This window comes from Bradyrhizobium valentinum (assembly GCF_001440405.1).
Classification (GTDB): domain Bacteria; phylum Pseudomonadota; class Alphaproteobacteria; order Rhizobiales; family Xanthobacteraceae; genus Bradyrhizobium; species Bradyrhizobium valentinum.
This window is the reverse complement of the sequence record NZ_LLXX01000023.1, coordinates 1-17,658: the sequence shown is the minus strand read 5'-3', so window position 1 is coordinate 17,658 and position 17,658 is coordinate 1. Positions and strand designations below refer to the sequence as shown.

Genomic DNA, 17,658 nt, shown 5'->3' with positions numbered 1-17,658 from the left:
GCAGTAAACTGACCGGCCGCCGTCCTGATTTGAGGGGACGGCGGCCAGCGCATGGTCGATCACTGTGATCTCAAGGCAAGAGGGTAGCCGGCCGTTGTGGCGGCGAACTGCGTTCACCCTGTCCTGGCTACTGATGGCGAATCACGCCGGGCTCACTTATCCCACTGCCCCATCTGCAGACAGGTCAGCAAACTGACGTAGCTTGGCGTGCCACCGATGTTCTCTAGCGAGATGCAGCTTGCCCGGCTTGGTGCGGGGAATTTCGACCATTGGCTTGCAAGCTGCCGCTTCGCTTTCTGCTCATCGTTTACGCAGCTCTTCATCGACTGATCAACAGAGAGGCCGGTGGTTGCGGCGACATCGAGCCTACAACTCCGGGCGATGTCGAAGTTCGGCGCTCCGTCGGCCACCGCAACGACCAACTGCGAGTTCAAAACGATCATCGAGAAAGAGATAGGCATCGCAGGCCTCCCGCCAAGTCTCGCGCATCAGCATCGTAACGGAACCCGCCCGGGAAGCCACCTTTAATCTTGGCACCGCACGTCAACTAAGATCGACCGGAAGACGGCGGGAATGTCCGATCGGGCGGCGCTTGGCGCCACCCGTTGGCGAATCCACTCCCACATGGGAGACGGTGAATTACGCCACGTTGGCGCCTTCCTGGCGGCTGGCCTCGAACAGGAACCAGGTGCGGCGCTCGGTCTCGTCGATGAAGACTTCGAGCAGGCTTGCGCTGCCGGAATCCTCATGATCATCGCAAAGCTTGCGGGCTTTGCGCATCGCCGCCGCCATGTGCTTGTTGTCTTCCATCAGTTCGCGCAGCATTTCGCGGGGCGGCACATAGGCTTCGTTGTTGTCCTGGATGGTCTGTAGCTTGGCGATCTGCCCGATCGAGCGCAGGGTGGTGCCTCCAAGCTTGCGCACCCGTTCGGCGAGCTGGTCGGTGGTGGCGAAAATCGCTTCCGACTGCTGGTCCAGCATCAGATGATAGTCGTTGAAGTGCCGGCCGCTGACATGCCAGTGGAAATTCTTGGTCTTCAGATAGAGGGCGAACGCATCCGCCAGCAACGTATTGAGCGACGCCGAGATCTTGTCCACCGCGGCCTGCGGCAGGTCGGTCGGCGTATCGAGTTCGGGGGATACCTTGTCGGATTTGTTGTTGGTTTTGCTCACGTTGCACCTTCCTGTTAGGAACCGGATAGCGGCGGCGGTGGACATCGGCCGCCGGACGACCTAACGCATCACCCTCAGGCGGGTTCCGATATCGGAACCCGCTGCTTTGCCGGACGCGCGCATGGATGAATGGATCGACTATTACGATTCCACGCATACGATTTATGCGAGCAAGCTGCATCGTGACCTGCATTTCCAGATCATCGCGCGCGACATCATCGGCTATATTTCTTCGCCTGACGCCGTGGTGCTGGATTATGCCTGCGGCGAGGCGCTGTCCGCCGCCAAGGTAGCCGACGCCTGTGCCAAGCTCTATCTGGCCGAGCCGGCCCCCGGTGTCCGCGGCCGGCTGATCGCGCGCTTTGCGCCAAACACCAAGATCCGCGTCCGTTCGCTCGAGGATCTCACGCGAATGGCGGAAAGCTCGGTCGATCTCGTCGTCATGAACTCGGTCGCGCAATACATGACGCCGGCGGAACTGGATTCCGCTTTTGTCGTCATCCGCCGGTTGCTGAAACCCGCCGGGCGGCTAGTGCTGGGCGACATCCTGCGGCCCGAAGTCGGCATGGCCAGGGACGTGCTGGCGCTCCTGAAATTCGCTGCCTCCCACGGTTTCCTGAAAGACGCCCTCTACGGCCTCGCGAGCACGGCGCTATCGGACTACCGGCAATTGCGCACCCGCGTCGGGCTGCAGCGCTACGGCGAAGCCGAGATGATCGAGAAGCTCGCCGCTGCGGGCCTTTCAGCCTCGCGCGCCCCGTTCAATATCGGCCACAACCCATGGCGGATGACCTTCGTGGCGCGGCACGCTTTCCAACGCAATTGAGTCCTACCGCCCGCTGAGGTTGTTAACCCTAAAGCGCGGTAAGGTATGGTTCACCGCGCCGTGATCGGCGATGATGACCGCGGCCCGGTGGCGGAAGCGACGACGCGAGAGCAGTGCAATGCTCTTTATCCTGGTTCAAATCCAGGCCGGGCCTCCAGCCTTCGCTGCTGACGCAGCTTCGGCTCGGCAAGCCAGCGGTGGCGAAGGCTGTCGCGCCGTAGCGGAGCGAAGGCGGACCTCGGCTCGGCAAGCCCTATCGTAGCGAAGGCTGCCGCGGCGTAGCCCGAAGGGCGAAGCCGGGCCTCGGCAAACACCACTGATTTCCCCTAAAATCGCGGTTGATGGGGGGCTTTTGGGGGTTTCGCGGGTGCGGAATCTGGTCTAAAGACCACCCGCGCGCGAGGGTGACCCGCGCTCTTGGCTTAGGGGACGCGCAGCAAGCGCGCCCTTTTTTTGTGCCCAATTTCCAGTCTGAGAGCTGATGCCCAAAAGAACAGATATCTCCACCATCCTGATCATCGGCGCCGGTCCCATCGTGATCGGCCAGGCCTGCGAATTCGATTATTCCGGCACCCAGGCGGTGAAGACGCTGAAGGAAGAGGGCTACCGTATCGTCCTCGTCAATTCCAATCCGGCCACCATCATGACCGATCCGGAACTGGCGGACGCCACCTATATCGAGCCGATCACGCCCGAAATCGTCGCCAAGATCATCGAGAAAGAACGCTACGTCATCCCGGGCGGCTTTGCGCTGTTGCCGACCATGGGCGGCCAGACCGCGCTGAACTGCGCGCTGTCGCTGCGCCGTCAGGGCACGCTCGACAAGTTCGACGTCGAGATGATCGGCGCCACCGCCGACGCCATCGACAAGGCCGAAGACCGCCAGCTCTTCCGCAACGCGATGGAGAAGATCGGCCTGCAGACGCCGAAATCGCGGCTCGCCAACGCCTCGGCGCTGAAAAAGTCCTATCGCGACAAATACCTCGCCGAACGCGAGAAGCTGTCGGGCGACGCGCTGGATGAGCTCGAGCGGCAATGGACGCTCGGCGAGAACGAGCGCCGCAAACGCTACCAGGAGCACGCGCTCGGCGAGGCGCTGATGGCGCTGTCCGAAATCGGGCTGCCCGCGATCATCCGCCCCTCCTTCACCATGGGCGGCACCGGCGGCGGCATCGCCTACAACAAGGAAGAATTCCTCGACATCATCGAACGCGGCCTCGACGCCTCCCCGACCAACGAAGTGCTGATCGAGGAATCCGTGCTCGGCTGGAAAGAGTTCGAGATGGAGGTGGTGCGCGACAAGAAGGACAATTGCATCATCGTCTGCTCGATCGAGAACCTCGATCCGATGGGCGTGCACACCGGCGATTCCATCACGGTGGCGCCGGCGCTGACGCTGACCGATAAAGAATACCAGATCATGCGCGACGCCTCGATCGCGGTGCTGCGCGAGATCGGCGTGGAGACCGGCGGATCCAACGTGCAGTTCGGCGTCAACCCCGACGACGGCCGCATGGTCGTGATCGAGATGAACCCGCGCGTGTCGCGCTCCTCGGCGCTGGCCTCGAAGGCCACCGGCTTTCCGATCGCCAAGGTCGCCGCCAAGCTCGCGGTCGGCTACACGCTCGATGAAATCGCCAACGACATCACCGGCGGCGCCACGCCAGCCTCGTTCGAGCCGACCATCGACTATGTCGTCACCAAGGTTCCCCGCTTCGCCTTCGAGAAATTTCCCGGCGCCTCCACCACGCTGACGACGTCGATGAAGTCGGTCGGCGAGGTCATGGCGATCGGCCGCACCTTCCAGGAAAGCCTGCAGAAGGCGCTCCGCGGGCTCGAGACCGGACTGACCGGGCTCGACGAGATCGAGATCGAGGGCCTCGGGCGCGGCGACGACAAGAACGCGATCCGCGCCGCATTGGGCACGCCGACGCCGAACCGCATCCTGCAGGTGGCGCAGGCGATGCGGCTCGGCTGGTCGGACGAAGACATCTTCAATTCCTGCAAGATCGATCCGTGGTTCCTCGCCGAGATGCGCGGCATCATCGAGATGGAAGCGAAGATCAAGGCGAACGGCCTGCCGCCGAACGGCTACGGCATGCGCATGCTGAAGGCGATGGGTTTTTCCGACGCGCGGCTTGCCGTGCTGTCAGAGTCTACCGAAGCCGAGATCACCGCAAAGCGTCATGCGCTCGGCGTGCGCCCGGCGTTCAAGCGCATCGACACCTGTGCGGCCGAATTCGCTTCCCCCACCGCCTACATGTATTCGACCTATGAAGCGCCGTTCGCCGGTGTGCTGGCGGATGAAAGCGCGCCGTCGGACAAGAAGAAGGTCGTCATCCTCGGCGGCGGCCCGAACCGGATCGGCCAAGGCATCGAATTCGACTATTGCTGCTGTCATGCCTGCTTCGCGCTCGACGACGCCGGCTACGAGACCATCATGGTCAACTGCAATCCGGAGACGGTGTCGACCGACTACGATACCGCCGACCGGCTCTATTTCGAGCCGCTCACCGCCGAGGACGTACTGGAGATCATCGCCACCGAACGGCAGAACGGCACGCTGCACGGCGTGATCGTGCAGTTCGGCGGCCAGACCCCGCTGAAACTCGCACGCGCGCTGGAAGCGGCCGACGTGCCGATCCTCGGCACCTCGCCCGACGCCATCGACCTTGCCGAAGACCGCGACCGCTTCAAGCGCGTCCTCGACAAGCTGAGGTTAAAGCAGCCCAAGAACGGCATCGCCTATTCGGTCGAGCAGGCGCGGCTGGTGACGGCCGATCTCGGCCTGCCGCTGGTGGTGCGCCCGTCCTATGTGCTGGGCGGCCGCGCGATGCAGATCATCCGCGAGGAGACCCAGCTCGACGATTATCTGCTCGGCACGCTGCCCGAGCTTGTGCCCGCCGACGTCAAGGCGCGATACCCCAACGACAAGACCGGGCAGATCAACACGGTGCTCGGCAAGAACCCGTTGCTGTTCGATCGCTATTTGTCCGACGCCACCGAAATCGACGTCGACTGCCTGTGCGACGGCAAGGATACTTTCATCGTCGGCATCATGGAGCATATCGAGGAAGCCGGCATTCACTCCGGCGATTCCGCCTGCTCGCTGCCGCCGCATTCGCTGGACGGAAAGATGATCGAGGAGCTCGAGCGGCAAACCCGCGAGCTCGCACTCGGCCTCGACGTGGTCGGCCTGATGAACGTGCAGTATGCGATCAAGGACGGCGAGATCTACGTGCTCGAAGTCAATCCGCGGGCGTCGCGCACCGTGCCGTTCGTCGCCAAGGTTGTCGGCACGCCGGTGGCGAAGATCGCCGCCAGGATCATGGCCGGCGAGAAGCTTGCGGATTTCAAGCTGAAGAAGAAGCAGCTCGGCCATGTCGGCGTGAAAGAGTCTGTCTTCCCCTTCGCGCGCTTTCCCGGCGTCGACACCGTGCTCGGTCCGGAGATGCGCTCGACCGGCGAAGTCATGGGGATCGACCGCTCGTTCGAGATTGCCTTTGCCAAGAGCCAGCTCGGCGGCGGCACCCGCGTGCCGCGCAAGGGCACCGTATTCGTCTCGGTGCGCGAGACCGACAAGCACCGCATCGCGGAGGCTGTCCGGTTGCTGCACTCGCTGGGCTTCAAGGTGATGGGCACATCGGGCACCCAGCGCTTTCTGACCGACAAGGGCATTCCGACAGAGAAGGTCAACAAGGTGCTGGAAGGACGGCCGCACATCGTCGACGCCATCACCAATGGCGACATCCATCTCGTCTTCAACACCACCGAAGGGCCGCAGGCGCTGGCCGACAGCCGTTCGCTACGGCGGGCTGCCCTCTTGCATAAAGTGCCATATTACACCACTCTTTCGGGTGCTGTGGCGGCCGCCCAGGGCATCCGCGCCTATCTGGGCGGGGACCTTGAGGTCCGCACCCTGCAGAGTTATTTTTCCGAAAACTGATCGTTAGTCGGGCGCAAATGCCCGCTAAACGATTGGCAATAAAGCCATATGGCAGGAACTCACCGCTCGCTTGGATGTTGAATCGGCCCCGAAGGGGCCGAAATTAATAGGCTGGGGGCTCGCCTGAGCCACGAAAGCCCGAATCGAAATCTAGAAGTGCCTCGTGCGCGCAACGCCCCGGGCGGCTCGCACGATGGAAGGACGGAAAAGATGATGGAAAAGGTTCCGATGACTGCGGGTGGCTATGCCGCCCTGGAGGTCGAGTTGAAGCAGCGCCAGTCGGTGGAGCGTCCGCGCATCATCGAACACATCGCCGAGGCGCGCTCGCATGGCGACCTTTCGGAGAACGCGGAATATCACGCCGCCAAGGAAGAGCAGTCGCACAATGAAGGCCGCATCGCCGAGCTCGAAGACAAGCTCGCGCGCGCCGACATTATCGACATCTCGAAGCTCTCCGGCGACACCGTCAAGTTCGGCGCCACCGTCACGCTGATCGATGAGGACACTGAGAAGAAGGCGGTGTGGCAGATCGTCGGCGAAGTCGAGGCCGACGCCAAGAAGGGCCGCATCTCCATCACCTCGCCGCTCGCCCGCGCCCTGATCGGCAAGAAAAAAGGCTCGACGGTTGAGGTCGTGGCGCCGGGCGGCGCCAAAGCCTACGAGATCACCAAGGTTGAGTGGCGCTAGCGCGCGATGACGTTATTGATTCGAGCATGATCTCCGCGCAAACGCGTTTCGCGTTTGTCGCGAGGGAAAACCGGTATCCACCCATCGGGTCGTAGCCCGAGGGCATGCTTTTCCGGATCATGCTCTAGTCACCTGCAAGTTACTGTTGCGACAAAGCCGCGTTTGCCACGCGGCTTTTTTGCTGCCGCCCTGCTGACAGGATTGTGAGTGGCGGTGCGGCAGGATTCCGTCGTACGCAATTTTTGTAAATGGTTATGCAATATAACTAAACGCGCATTGTCATTCGGCAAGGCGCGGCGAGAGGCGGGCTCCGGTGTGTCGCCTTAAGCATCTTGCTGCGCTGCAATCACGGCAACCGTTGCCACACGGTGACATGCAGCGGGAATGATTCAATTTCAGGGGTGTTGTGTCAGCATCACACGCAATCTGCCAACACCGTGTAATCTCGTTACGCTAAGTTCTAGCGTGCCAAACAAGGGGGACAATGACATGGACCAAATCGACAAGATGCTCGCGAAATGGCAGCCGACGGCGCTGAGCCTGTTTCGTTTCATCACCGGGCTTCTGCTGTTTCAGTACGGTGTCGCGAAGATTCTGAAGTTTCCGACAATTCCGGAGGGTAACGCTGCCGCCTTCCTCAACAAGGTGCAGTTGATGTCGCTGTCGGGAGCCGCCGGTGCGATTGAGTTGATTCTGGGCGGGCTTTTGCTGCTCGGACTGTTCACGCGGCCCGTTGCCTTCATTCTTGCCGGCGAGATGGCCTTTGCTTATTTCATCGGTCATGCGCCGAGGAGCTTTTTTCCGCTCATCAACGGCGGCACGCTCGCGATCCTGTTCTGCTTCGCCTGCCTTTATCTTTCGACTGCAGGCGGCGGACCGTACAGCCTCGACGCCATGATGCGGAAGAAGACGTAAGTCATCCAGTCATTCCGGGGCGATGCGAAGCATCGAACTATGGTGCGCAATTGCGCACCTGAGAATCTCGAGATTCCGGGTTCGCGCTAACGCGCGCCCCGGAATGACGGTCAACCCGCCACCTTCGCATCGAGCGGCACCGCCGCTTCATATTTCGAATTGTGCAGCACCAGCGACGTCCGCACATTGCGCACGTGCGGCGCCGCGGTCAGGTGCGTGACGAAATCCTGAAACGTCGCCATGTCGGGCGCGACGCATTTGAGGATGAAGTCCACCTCGCCCGACAGCATCCAGCATTCCCGCACCAAGGGCTCGGCGCGGACGAATTCCTCGAACGCGCGCAAATCCGCATCCGCCTGGCTCGACAGATGGACGGAAGCAAACACGGTGACGTCGAAGCCGAGCCGGCGCGGATCCAGGAGGCCGCGATAGCCCTGGATGTAGCCCTCCTCCTCCAGGGTGCGGACCCGGCGCAGGCAGGGGGGCGGCGAAATACCGACGCGTTTGGCCAATTCCACGTTTGTGATTCGGCCGTCGGCCTGGATTTCGGCGAGAATTCTGAGGTCGATTTCGTCAAGATTCTTCGACACGCGCGTCGGGTTCCCTGATTTTGCTGCGCTTAAGCCGGCTACTGGCAACTCTCTTAGCGCACGCCACGCAGCTTGCGCAATTTTATTGCGCGTGCACCGCCACATTTCGCGATTGTTACTTCTGTTCCGGGGAAAATTCGCTGGGATGAATTGCAATTCTTGCATAGCTACCCAGATATCTTAGACTTGGATTTGACACTTTCAGCGCCGCCGCGACGTCCTTCCAGGCGCTTTCTGCTTAAGTCATGAACAAAACCCCCGAATAAGAGAGGGATCCGCCGATGCCCGCGCCCATCCATGCCAAGGTCGTCATTATCGGTTCCGGCCCCGCCGGTTACACCGCGGCGATCTACGCGGCGCGCGCGATGCTTGAGCCGGTGATGATCCAGGGCATCCAGCCCGGCGGACAACTCACCATCACCACCGACGTGGAAAACTATCCGGGCTTCGCCGACGTCATCCAGGGGCCCTGGCTGATGGAGCAGATGGAGAAGCAGGCGGCGCATGTCGGCACCAAGATCGTCACCGACCTCGTCACCAAGCTCGAACTCGGGCAGCGGCCGTTCCGCCTGACCTGCGATTCCGGCGACGTCTATCTCGCCGAGACGGTGGTCCTCGCGACCGGCGCGCAGGCGCGCTGGCTCGGCATCCCCTCCGAAGAAAAATTCAAGGGCTTTGGCGTCTCGGCCTGCGCGACCTGCGACGGCTTCTTCTACCGCGGCAAGGAAGTGATCGTGGTTGGCGGCGGCAACACCGCGGTCGAGGAAGCGCTGTTCCTGACCAACTTCGCCTCGCAGGTGACGATCGTGCATCGCCGCGATCATTTCCGTGCCGAGCGCATCCTGCAGGATCGCCTGTTCAAGAACCCCAAGATCAAGGTGGTCTGGGACTCAGCGATCGACGAAATCTGCGGCGTCGAGAACCCAAGCAAGGTCACCCATGTACGGCTGAAGAACGTCAAGACCGGCACACGTACGGAAGTGCCGGCAGACGGCGTCTTCATCGCCATCGGGCACGCGCCCGCAACCGACCTCGTCAAAGGCCAGATCAAGCTGAAACCTTCCGGCTATGTCGAGGTGGCGCCGAACTCGACCGCCACCTCGATCCCCGGCCTGTTCGCTGCCGGCGACGTGGCTGACGAAACCTACCGGCAGGCGGTCACGGCTGCCGGCCTCGGCTGCATGGCGGCCCTCGAGGCTGAACGTTTCCTGGCTTTGCGCGCGAGCGATCGCGCGGCGGCAGAATAATCATGCCTCGAACGCGAAACGGATCATCGGACATGGATTGGGACAAGCTGAAAGTCTTTCACGCGGCGGCAGAAGCGGGAAGCTTTACCCATGCCGGCGAGCAACTCGGGCTTTCGCAATCGGCGGTATCGCGGCAAGTCAGCGCGTTGGAACAGGAACTCGCGGTGTCGCTGTTTCACCGCCACGCGCGCGGGCTCATCCTCACCGAACAAGGCGACTTGCTGTTCCGCACCGCGCATGACGTGTTCATGCAGTTGCAGGCGGCGCGCGCCAAGCTGACCGACAGCCGCGAGCGGCCGAGCGGCGACCTCAAGATCACCACGCCGCCGGCGCTCGGCATCAATTGGCTGATCCCGCGGCTCGACGAATTCACCGCGCTCTATCCGGACATCCGCATCTCCATGATCGTCACCGACGAGGATCTCGACCTGTCGATGCGCGAGGCTGACGTGGCGATCCGGACCCGCAAGCCGACCCAGCCCGACCTGATCCAGCGAAAACTGTTCTCGATCGGCTTCCACGCCTATTGCTCGCCCGAATACATCAAGCGCTTCGGCACGCCGCGCACGCTCGACGACCTCGACTCGCACCGCATCATCATGCTGGGCGATTCACAGGTGCCGCCGCATCTGCAGAACCGGAGCTGGCTGATCGACGCCGGCCGCAACGGCTCGGGCCCGCGCGAAGCCTATTTCAAGGTGAACAATATCTTGGGGCTGGTTCGCGCCTGCCAGCAGGGGCTCGGCATCGCCGCCCTGCCCGACTATCTGGTCGAGGAAAACACTCGCCTGGTGCAGCTCTTCGGCGAAACCGACTCAATCGCGATCGACACCTACTTCGTCTATCCCGAAGAGTTGAAGACGGTCGCCCGCGTGCAGGTGTTCCGCGATTTCGTAGTGAGCAAGGCGCAGCGCTGGCCCTCATAGCGCATGATCCGGACCCGAAGGGCTTCCGTCAGCGCAAAGTGGGTACCGGTTTTCCGAAAAGATCATGCTCAAATCAAAGAGATAGAGCGGGATGACGCTTCGAAGAAAAGTCATCACGCTCTATGAGCGGAGTGACGTTTCATCGTCCCGCTTTGCGAATTAGCCGATTTTATAGAGGGCCCGCCCACCGCATGACTGACATGCGGCTCGGACGGTTGCTGCAAGCCACTGATGAGGATCATAGTGCTCAAACGCTGAGCGGTCGCGTCGCGCATATGTCCCCCTCCTCCAGTGGCGCGGCGGTTCAGTAATCCCTCTTGGAAGGTGATTGTGTCGGCCTCACGTGGCCAATACCTCAAGCCGGGCTCTTTCGGGCCCGGCTTTTTTTTGTGCCCAGGCTTTTTCATCGTGTTGCTGCGCCGATTGACATCGAGGCCCTCCACAACCATGATCCGCAGATGATCACGAGTTCGTGCGCAGCTTTGTCGTCGAAAAAAGGTCCCCACCTGGGGACCCGAGATCGACGCGCGCGCTAGACTGCCGCAACCCGCGATCCCGAAAGCCCCGCCGTTTGGACGGGGTTTTTTATTGGTCCCGTCTCCGGCTTACCCCCTGAGGAGATGGAACGATGACTGACCATTCGACAACCGATCTAGCAAGCCGCTTGCGGGGCCTGTGGCTGCCGCTCATCACGCCGTTTCGCGACGGCGAACTCGACGAGGTGTCGTTACGCCGGCTCGTCGGGCACTATGCGGCTGGCCCGGTCGATGGCTTCATTCTCGCGGCGACATCGGGCGAAGGCATGTCGCTCCGCGCGGGCGAGCTCGAGCGGCTGGTGACGGTGACGCGCAGCGAGCTGCTGGGCATCGGGCGCCACATGCCGATCCTGCTGGGCCTGTCCGGCGCCTCGACCGCGAAGATGATGGATGCGCTGGATGAGACGGCGGCCTGGCCGATCGACGGCTATCTGATCGCGAGCCCCTATTACATCCGGCCGTCGCAGCGCGGCCTGGTGCAGCATTTCACCGCGCTTGCCGATCACGCCTCATGGCCGATCGCGCTCTACAACATTCCCTACCGGACCGGCGTCAGCCTGACCAACGAGACGTTGCTGCAGCTCGCTAAGCACCCGAACATCGTCGGCATGAAGGATTGCAGCGCCGACCGTGCGCAGTCGATCGATTTCCTAAGCAGACGGCCGCCCGGTTTTCGCGTGCTGACCGGCGAAGACGCGCTGTATCACGAAGCGCTCACCGACGGCGCCGACGGCGCGATCCTGCTGTCGGCGCATTTGGAGACCGACGCGTTCGCATCGGTGCAGACGCTGTTGAAGCAGGGCGACCGCGATGGCGCGCGCGCGTGCTGGAAGGCAATTTCTGTTCTGACCCGGCTGTTGTTCGCCGAGCCGAGCCCGGCACCCGCGAAGTATTGGCTGGCGCGCGGCGGACTGATCGACAGCGCCGAGGTTCGCCTGCCGATGGTGGAAGTGAGCGCGGAACTGGCGGCGTTGCTGGACGAAGAAATCGAGCGTCGCAGGCCGCCGCTGCTGCGGCGGGCCTGAACGGCGCAAAGCGAGCAAGCTGCCTAGCTGACCAGCAGGCGATAGGTCATCACGGGCGCGAAGCCGAGTAGCATCGCCCAGACAGCGAATGACGACACCAGCAGGACGTCATGCATGCTCTGGGCGTACTCGCCGATCGGAAATTTCTTGCCGTGAGCGGTCATTGGTATCCCCCCGTTGTTTTTGTGAGGAGATCCATACGCATAAAATTCTAACGTTGCGGACGAGCCTTCGCTCGACTTTGACGCCATGCAGTCACCAGGCGTTAACCAGGCTATCGCGGTGGTTAATCCGTGGTAGCACGTGTGGTCAAATGCAAACGAAATCGCAACCGGGTTTTTAAAACCGATCGCGTAATCAAGATATCAGGAGCAACAGAAAACGCGGGGGCGCGTCGTGCATTTCGAAAACAACAATGCCATTACTGAACAGCAGGGCTTTAGCACCGAAGACATTCTGTGGGCCGTCGGTATCTGGTCGGTGATCCTGACGCTGTCGCCGGTCGTCGTGTTCTACGTGCTGATGGTGGCGTAAGCCGACCGTCATAAAGGGCGCCGTCATTCCGGGGCGATGCGAAGCATCGAACCCGGAATCTCGAGATTCCGGGTTCGCTTCGCGCCCCGGAATGACAGCAAGACACAAACCCACAAAAAGAAAAACGCGCGGAGCACCGCGCGTCTTTGTCAGTCCCGGAAAAGAAAGCGGCGTTGTTACGCCGCCTGCTTGTGCATGGCGCCCGATGCCGACGCCGTTCCGCGGATCGCCTTGATCGAACGTTCGATCGCGCCCCACAGCCTGGCGATCTCCGCCGCAGCGCGGCCTTCGGCGCAATATTCGCGGGCGCCTTCGCCCTGGCTCAGCGCCATGATCAGATCGGCGCGATTGGTGATCTGGCCGCTCCACACCGGCGCGCGGAATTTCGCCAGGGCTTCGCGTGCGATGGTGACGATGCGGCTCTCGGCGCCGTCGCGTTCGGCGGGTGCGCCGTTGACCACGACCGCGTAGGGCTTGCGCGCCGAGCGGCAGGTCTGAATCGTTTCCTGCACCGCGTTGACGTCGAACACGCCCGGCCGCGCCGGAATGATCACCATCGTGGCGTTACGGATCGCGTCGTCGACGACGGCCGACAGGTTAGGCGGCGTGTCGATGAACACCCATTCGATACCGTCGCGCTTGGCGGCAGCGACGATGCCGCTGACGGAATTCACCGCGGCCTTGATCGGCGGCTCGTTGGTGCCGCGCAATTTATGCCAGAGAGTAAGCGATCCCTGCGGGTCGGCGTCGACCAGAAGGATGGGCTTCGTTGCCTTGTGAACATGGGCAGCGAGGTGAGCAGCCAGGGTACTCTTTCCCGAGCCCCCCTTACGTGATGCGAAAACAATTACGTTCATATCTTGGCCTCCAGTTGACCCCAGAAGCTGAAAATGAATCAGCGCGCTGATTCGTGAAAGAAAAATTTATCGTGTGCCGCGATGAAGCCACTTAATTGCCAATAAGGCTGGTTTTTGAGTCACACCGTGCAACCCCGGTGACGGGAATCGGCAAGGCCGCCTTGCAGGACAGCCTTGCAAGGCCACCCTGCTTGGCTCACTGCGCGCTTTTTGCGCGCTCGCGTTCGAGTTTTGCACGCTCGCGTTCAAGCCACTTGCGCTCGATCCATCCGAGCCCCTGCGCCATCGGCTTCTGCAGCGGCGGCACATCCTGCGCGAACAAAAGGAGTCCGAGCGGCAGCATCCAGAGTCCGAGCACCGGCAGGAAGCTGAGAAAGCCGCCGACAACCAAGAGAAACGCGAGCGGAATACGGACGTAGATCGATGTCGGCTTGCGTACCCAGCTAACGAACTTCGCCGGCCCCGGCGGCAGCTTTTTCTCAAACCAGGCAAAATGCCGGTCGAGCTCCTTTTGATGTGCGCTCAATGAACCCTCTCCTCTTGCCCAAAGCAGATGTTCATTGCAGACGGCGTAAACAAGGCGTCAGTCTGCCGCGCGAAGGAACCTTGAAATTTCGTAATGCGCGTCAAGCCACCCGCGCCGTCAGGTCGCGCGTTTCGCCGGCTTTTTGGTTTTGCGCGGCTTGGCGCTCACGGCCTTGCGCGGCGTTGCGGGCCGAATGACCGTCGGCCGGCCCACGGGCCTGGCCGCGGCCGCGGCCGGCTCGGGATCCGGCCTGAAATGCGCCCGGCAGGCCGGCGAGAGCTGGGACTTTTTGGCCACCATGCAGGCGGTCACGCGGCTGATATCGGGGATATCAGAGCTGCAAAGCCGGAACGCGTCGGCGGTGCAGGCCTGCTCCTGTTCGGGTGTATAGGCCTGGCCGGCGGCTGGCCCGATCGAAACCTGCAGCACTGCGGCCAGCAGCAATCCAAGCTGGAAATTCCCTGCTCGAAAAATCGTCATCAATCCCCCCCAAGCCGCAATGATTTGCAAGAATTGTGGGTGAAGGCTTCCGGATTCGCAAGCACGGGTGGACAACCCGCCACAGCACAAGTGTCGCGGTAGGTTGGCGGCAATTCGGCGGAGTGAAAGATGGTACAGTTGGGTGGGCTCGAACCACCGACCTCCTGTTCCACAGACAGGCGCTCTAACCAACTGAGCTACAACTGCATCCTGCGAGGCCCCTTCCAAAGGGGGCCTGCGAATGGGCCGGAAACTAGGTGCAACGCCTCGCTTTGGCAAGGCCGCGGAGTGACTGATTGTAGTCGTCCGCAAGGCGTTTTGCGTTCAATTGCCGGGAGCCCTCGGGCCGGTCCGGCAGCCGGTAAAATCGTTGCCGGCAGCAAAAAGCCCGGGTCGACTACCCGGGCTTTTCGTCATCAGTCCCGGACCGGTCAGGCGGCCGGCTTGTAGAACTTCGAGGCGGAAGCCTTGATCGGCTCGACGGTCTCGGTCGCGACCTTCTGGCCGAGCTCGGTGAGCTCCTTGGCTTGGGCGGTGAAGGTCTCGTACTGCTTGCGGGCGTGCGAGGTCCACAGCTCCAGCGCGGCGGCCGGCGTCTTCACGCCGAACAGCTCCTGCGCGAAATCCAGCTCGGTAGAGGTGTTGGCCTTGAAGAACTCGATCAGCTTGGCGGTGTACGCACTGGTGCCCTTGCTGGCCGAGGTGAACACGGCCTCGATGGTGCCGTTATGGGTTTCGGCCGCATCCTTGAACTTGGCGTAGCTGTCGCGGGCCTGCGAGACGCCCTTTTCAGCGAGCGCACGCATCTGCTCGGGGACTTCGAAGGGAATGATGGAGGCAGAGAAGGGATCGGTGGAGCTGGTCAAGGCTTGCATCCTTCACAATGGGGTTAAACGACATTTCCCCCTTTGCGGACCGCCGGGCAGGCAAGGCGGGCCGAAAGGTCACGCACACGCACTCACGGAAAGTGCCCATCCACGGGCCGGCCCAATTAGAACCAATATCATGTCAAATTTGTGCAGCGCACTGCAATTTCTGGTGCGTCGCCGCATATTTAACCCGGGATACGGGTTCCATCCCGGCTAGCCCGGTGCCGGGCCTATCGCCGATGGGCGGCCATTCACGCTTTCGGTTTGGTTGCATCGATGGCGGCCTTGCCGACGATCTGACCCATCTCGCCAGCCTGCTCCGTCAGCGATCGCATCAAACCCTGCACATATTCGCCGTGCAGCCGCACCACCTCGGTCACATCCTTGGTTTTCAGCAGCGACTGCGCGTGATCGAGCGAGGCTTGCACGTTCTTCTCGGCGTAGGCGATGGCCTTGCCGCTGATATCCTTGGCGCCCGCGCGAACCGTGGCGTTGCGCTCCTCGATGGTATCGGCGGTGGTCTGCGCGGCGGTGACGAATTTCTCGAAGGCCTTGCAGGCCTGCTCCAAGCTCGCTTCCGCCATCGATCGCATTTCCTTGGGTATCTCGAATCGGTCTCGCACGTCGTCACTCATGGTGCGTTCCTTTGCATTGGCTGGGTTGCGTCCCGATACCGTCGGTGGGCCGCTCCGGGGACGGATGCGGCGCCGGGGAGGTTCCCCGTTGAACCTTGACGGCCGTTTGCAACCACCCAACGCGGCCGCCGGCCCAAGGGTTCAACCGGGTTAAGGTTATCCTCGGCTTTAGTGAGGTGCGCCCGGCCGGGCCGTGGACCTGCCGCGCAGCGCTTGCGATAGTAACGATTCATTAAGGCTGTCATTGGCTTGGCTGCCGGTTTGGCGACGGACGGTGCTGTAGTTGCGATGAACGATGCGGAATTTCAGCTTGGGGCGATCCGCGATCCGCGATTGGCGGCGTATGCGGCGAGCCCCCTGCCCGCATGGTTGTGGACGGCCGACGGCAGGCGGATCCTGTGGGCCAATCCGGCCGGCGCCCGCGTGTTCGGCGCAGCCAGTGCCGCAGCGCTTGCCGAAAGAACCTTCGGACCGGCCGACCGGCACCGGCGGCAGATCGCGCGGCTCGCGGGCCGGTTGATCGCGAACGGCGCCATCCGGCTGGAGCGATTGCAGGGATTTGGCGCTGCGCCCGGCGGGCTCGCGACCTGCGGCTGCTCGCGGTTCGACTTTCCCAATGGCAGCCACGGCGTTCTGATCGCCGCCGGCAACATCGCGCTGATCGCGCCGCGACCGGCACAGGCGCATGCGCTGCCCGACAACGAGATGCGGCCAGACATCCCAGCAGCGCCGACCTCGCAGCCAAGCGCGCCTGTCATGCCCCTCATGGAGCAACCGGCCGCTCCGCAACCACCTCCCGATTACGAACAGCCGGCGCAATCGGGCGAAGCGCCCGCCGAGTTCGCGCTGTTCGACGCTTTTGCCGAGCCTGCCGCTGCCGAGGAGCCTGCAGTCACGGAGGAGCCGCCTGCGGCCGAAACCACTCCCCGCGCGCCGTCGCCTTCGCTCGAAGCATTTGGGCTCGAAGCATTTGCCGGCCAGCACGCGCGCCGCCTGCCGCTGCGCTTCACCTGGCAGATGGACCCTGAAGGCCGCTTCACGCTCGGCACCGACGAATTCACCGGCCTGATGGGCCCGCGCACCACGGCCGTTTTCGGCCGGCCCTGGCGCGAGATCGCCGAGACCTTCGGATTCGATCCCACCGGTCGGATGATGCAGGCATTTGCGACGGGCGCCAGCTGGAGCGGCATCACGCTGAACTGGCCGGTCGATGGCGGCGATACGTTGCCGGTCGAACTGTCCGGCTTGCCGATCTTCGATGGGGCGCGGAATTTCATCGGCTATCGCGGCTTTGGCGTCTGCCGCGATTTCGATCGTTTGGCGCGGCTTGCCGCGCTACGCTTGGCGGAATTGTCCGGTGAGGTGGCGACGCCGCAACAATCGCCCGCCGCGCCATCTCCTGATCCGGCCGGCGTTGCATCGCCCTCATCAGACCAATTGCCTGAACCGATTGCGGCCGAGACTTCACATCAAAGAGATTTGGAAACGCCCGTGGAACCTCCCAAGGAAAGCCTCGAAGAAAACCTCAGGGAAAGCCTCGAGGAAAATGTTGAGGAAAGCGCGCAAGAAAGCGCCAAGGAAAGCGCCAAGGACGCGCTGACAGAAACCGCAACGGAATTGCCGGCCGACCCTCTCCAGAACGTCGTACCGTTCCGTGTCCCCGGCGAGGCGAGGCCGCTATCGCTGACGCCGGTTGAAAACAGCGCCTTCGACGAACTGGCGCGGCAATTGTCGGCGCGGCTCGACACCGAGAACGACAACGAGGCGGCGCTGAACGCCGCCGGCGAAACGATCTTCGAACCGCTGGCCGCAGCGGCTGTGCGCGAACCGGCTCACGCGCCGCCGGAATGGCTGGCGCCGCCCGAGCCGCCCGCCCGCGGCGAAAC

Annotated in this window: 17 protein-coding genes, 2 tRNA genes and 1 pseudogene; 10 read left to right on the top strand and 10 right to left on the bottom strand. The window is 62.5% G+C overall.

The genetic code is table 11. The annotated features are described in order from the left end of the window. Window positions 1–152: 152 nt before the first annotated feature. Entirely contained in the window at window positions 153–461 is a 309-nt protein-coding gene (locus tag CP49_RS02660) for a hypothetical protein (protein ID WP_082645837.1), read from the bottom strand. A 178-nt stretch (window positions 462–639) separates the two neighbouring features. Beyond that, window positions 640–1,173: a Dps family protein gene (locus CP49_RS02655; protein WP_057848747.1), complete on the bottom strand. Its 534-nt coding sequence runs from the start codon at window positions 1,171–1,173 to the stop codon at window positions 640–642. Between the two features lie 121 nt (window positions 1,174–1,294). Here CP49_RS02655 and CP49_RS02650 point away from each other — a divergent pair, with 121 nt between their 5' ends. The 5 genes from CP49_RS02650 to CP49_RS02630 all read left to right on the top strand — a co-directional run bounded on the left by CP49_RS02650 (window position 1,295) and on the right by CP49_RS02630 (window position 7,547). Next, entirely contained in the window at window positions 1,295–1,999 is a 705-nt protein-coding gene (locus CP49_RS02650; RefSeq protein ID WP_057848746.1) for a class I SAM-dependent methyltransferase, read from the top strand. 81 nt (window positions 2,000–2,080) lie between these two features. Continuing rightward, window positions 2,081–2,156 (top strand) — tRNA-OTHER (locus tag CP49_RS02645). A 324-nt stretch (window positions 2,157–2,480) separates the two neighbouring features. Beyond that, the gene (gene carB / locus CP49_RS02640; protein WP_057848745.1) at window positions 2,481–5,945 is read left to right on the top strand and encodes a carbamoyl-phosphate synthase large subunit; all 3,465 of its coding nucleotides are present in this window, start codon (window positions 2,481–2,483) and stop codon (window positions 5,943–5,945) included. A gap of 213 nt (window positions 5,946–6,158) precedes the next feature. Beyond that, window positions 6,159–6,632 carry a transcription elongation factor GreA gene (gene greA / locus CP49_RS02635; RefSeq protein WP_156437986.1) on the top strand — a complete coding sequence of 158 codons (474 nt, stop codon included), beginning with the start codon at window positions 6,159–6,161 and terminating at the stop codon, window positions 6,630–6,632. 498 nt (window positions 6,633–7,130) lie between these two features. Further along, window positions 7,131–7,547, top strand: coding sequence for a DoxX family protein (locus CP49_RS02630; RefSeq protein ID WP_057848771.1), 417 nt, complete (start codon window positions 7,131–7,133; stop codon window positions 7,545–7,547). A gap of 110 nt (window positions 7,548–7,657) precedes the next feature. Here the strand turns inward: CP49_RS02630 and CP49_RS02625 are convergent, their stop codons facing one another. Next, window positions 7,658–8,137: an Lrp/AsnC family transcriptional regulator gene (locus CP49_RS02625; RefSeq protein ID WP_057848743.1), complete on the bottom strand. Its 480-nt coding sequence runs from the start codon at window positions 8,135–8,137 to the stop codon at window positions 7,658–7,660. Window positions 8,138–8,418: 281 nt separating this feature from the next. On the opposite strand from CP49_RS02625, the gene trxB reads away from it, so the two are divergent. The 3 genes from trxB to dapA all read left to right on the top strand — a co-directional run bounded on the left by trxB (window position 8,419) and on the right by dapA (window position 11,871). Further along, window positions 8,419–9,384 carry a thioredoxin-disulfide reductase gene (gene trxB / locus CP49_RS02620; RefSeq protein WP_057848742.1) on the top strand — a complete coding sequence of 322 codons (966 nt, stop codon included), beginning with the start codon at window positions 8,419–8,421 and terminating at the stop codon, window positions 9,382–9,384. 2 nt (window positions 9,385–9,386) lie between these two features. Next, window positions 9,387–10,310, top strand: coding sequence for a LysR family transcriptional regulator (locus CP49_RS02615; RefSeq protein WP_057848741.1), 924 nt, complete (start codon window positions 9,387–9,389; stop codon window positions 10,308–10,310). 628 nt (window positions 10,311–10,938) lie between these two features. Continuing rightward, window positions 10,939–11,871 (top strand): 4-hydroxy-tetrahydrodipicolinate synthase, encoded by a 933-nt coding sequence (gene dapA, locus CP49_RS02610; RefSeq protein ID WP_057848740.1) that lies wholly within the window; start codon window positions 10,939–10,941, stop codon window positions 11,869–11,871. A gap of 23 nt (window positions 11,872–11,894) precedes the next feature. On the opposite strand, the gene CP49_RS44255 is transcribed toward dapA, so the two are convergent. Next, window positions 11,895–12,035: a hypothetical protein gene (locus CP49_RS44255; RefSeq protein ID WP_156437983.1), complete on the bottom strand. Its 141-nt coding sequence runs from the start codon at window positions 12,033–12,035 to the stop codon at window positions 11,895–11,897. A 232-nt stretch (window positions 12,036–12,267) separates the two neighbouring features. On the opposite strand from CP49_RS44255, the gene CP49_RS45740 reads away from it, so the two are divergent. After that, window positions 12,268–12,405, top strand: a complete 138-nt coding sequence (locus CP49_RS45740; RefSeq protein ID WP_197423002.1) for a hypothetical protein — start codon at window positions 12,268–12,270, stop codon at window positions 12,403–12,405. A 176-nt stretch (window positions 12,406–12,581) separates the two neighbouring features. On the opposite strand, the gene CP49_RS02605 is transcribed toward CP49_RS45740, so the two are convergent. The 6 genes from CP49_RS02605 to CP49_RS02580 all read right to left on the bottom strand — a co-directional run bounded on the left by CP49_RS02605 (window position 12,582) and on the right by CP49_RS02580 (window position 15,772). Then, window positions 12,582–13,262 (bottom strand): ParA family protein, encoded by a 681-nt coding sequence (locus tag CP49_RS02605; RefSeq protein ID WP_057848739.1) that lies wholly within the window; start codon window positions 13,260–13,262, stop codon window positions 12,582–12,584. Window positions 13,263–13,458: 196 nt separating this feature from the next. Next, the gene (locus CP49_RS02600) at window positions 13,459–13,788 is read right to left on the bottom strand and encodes a hypothetical protein (protein WP_057848738.1); all 330 of its coding nucleotides are present in this window, start codon (window positions 13,786–13,788) and stop codon (window positions 13,459–13,461) included. Window positions 13,789–13,905: 117 nt separating this feature from the next. After that, the gene (locus CP49_RS02595) at window positions 13,906–14,268 is read right to left on the bottom strand and encodes a hypothetical protein (RefSeq protein ID WP_057848737.1); all 363 of its coding nucleotides are present in this window, start codon (window positions 14,266–14,268) and stop codon (window positions 13,906–13,908) included. A 130-nt stretch (window positions 14,269–14,398) separates the two neighbouring features. Beyond that, window positions 14,399–14,475, bottom strand: a tRNA-His gene (locus CP49_RS02590). Window positions 14,476–14,699: 224 nt separating this feature from the next. Further along, complete coding sequence (locus CP49_RS02585; protein WP_057848770.1) at window positions 14,700–15,134, bottom strand: phasin; 435 nt, start codon at window positions 15,132–15,134, stop codon at window positions 14,700–14,702. Window positions 15,135–15,388: 254 nt separating this feature from the next. Further along, entirely contained in the window at window positions 15,389–15,772 is a 384-nt protein-coding gene (locus CP49_RS02580) for a phasin family protein (protein WP_057848736.1), read from the bottom strand. A 288-nt stretch (window positions 15,773–16,060) separates the two neighbouring features. On the opposite strand from CP49_RS02580, the pseudogene CP49_RS02575 reads away from it, so the two are divergent. Continuing rightward, window positions 16,061–17,658 (top strand): annotated as a pseudogene (locus CP49_RS02575) (PAS domain-containing sensor histidine kinase); the annotation flags it as partial.

Bases quoted from the DNA above. Each gene is read 5' to 3' on its own strand.
- CP49_RS02605 (WP_057848739.1), bottom strand. From the start codon at position 13,262: ATGAACGTAATTGTTTTCGCATCACGTAAGGGGGGCTCGGGAAAGAGT.
- dapA (WP_057848740.1), top strand. From the start codon at position 10,939: ATGACTGACCATTCGACAACCGATCTAGCAAGCCGCTTGCGGGGCCTG.
- trxB (WP_057848742.1), top strand. From the start codon at position 8,419: ATGCCCGCGCCCATCCATGCCAAGGTCGTCATTATCGGTTCCGGCCCC.
- CP49_RS02615 (WP_057848741.1), top strand. From the start codon at position 9,387: ATGCCTCGAACGCGAAACGGATCATCGGACATGGATTGGGACAAGCTG.
- CP49_RS02660 (WP_082645837.1), bottom strand. From the start codon at position 461: ATGCCTATCTCTTTCTCGATGATCGTTTTGAACTCGCAGTTGGTCGTT.
- CP49_RS44255 (WP_156437983.1), bottom strand. From the start codon at position 12,035: ATGACCGCTCACGGCAAGAAATTTCCGATCGGCGAGTACGCCCAGAGC.
- carB (WP_057848745.1), top strand. From the start codon at position 2,481: ATGCCCAAAAGAACAGATATCTCCACCATCCTGATCATCGGCGCCGGT.
- CP49_RS02580 (WP_057848736.1), bottom strand. From the start codon at position 15,772: ATGAGTGACGACGTGCGAGACCGATTCGAGATACCCAAGGAAATGCGA.
- greA (WP_156437986.1), top strand. From the start codon at position 6,159: ATGGAAAAGGTTCCGATGACTGCGGGTGGCTATGCCGCCCTGGAGGTC.
- CP49_RS02650 (WP_057848746.1), top strand. From the start codon at position 1,295: ATGGATGAATGGATCGACTATTACGATTCCACGCATACGATTTATGCG.
- CP49_RS02595 (WP_057848737.1), bottom strand. From the start codon at position 14,268: ATGACGATTTTTCGAGCAGGGAATTTCCAGCTTGGATTGCTGCTGGCC.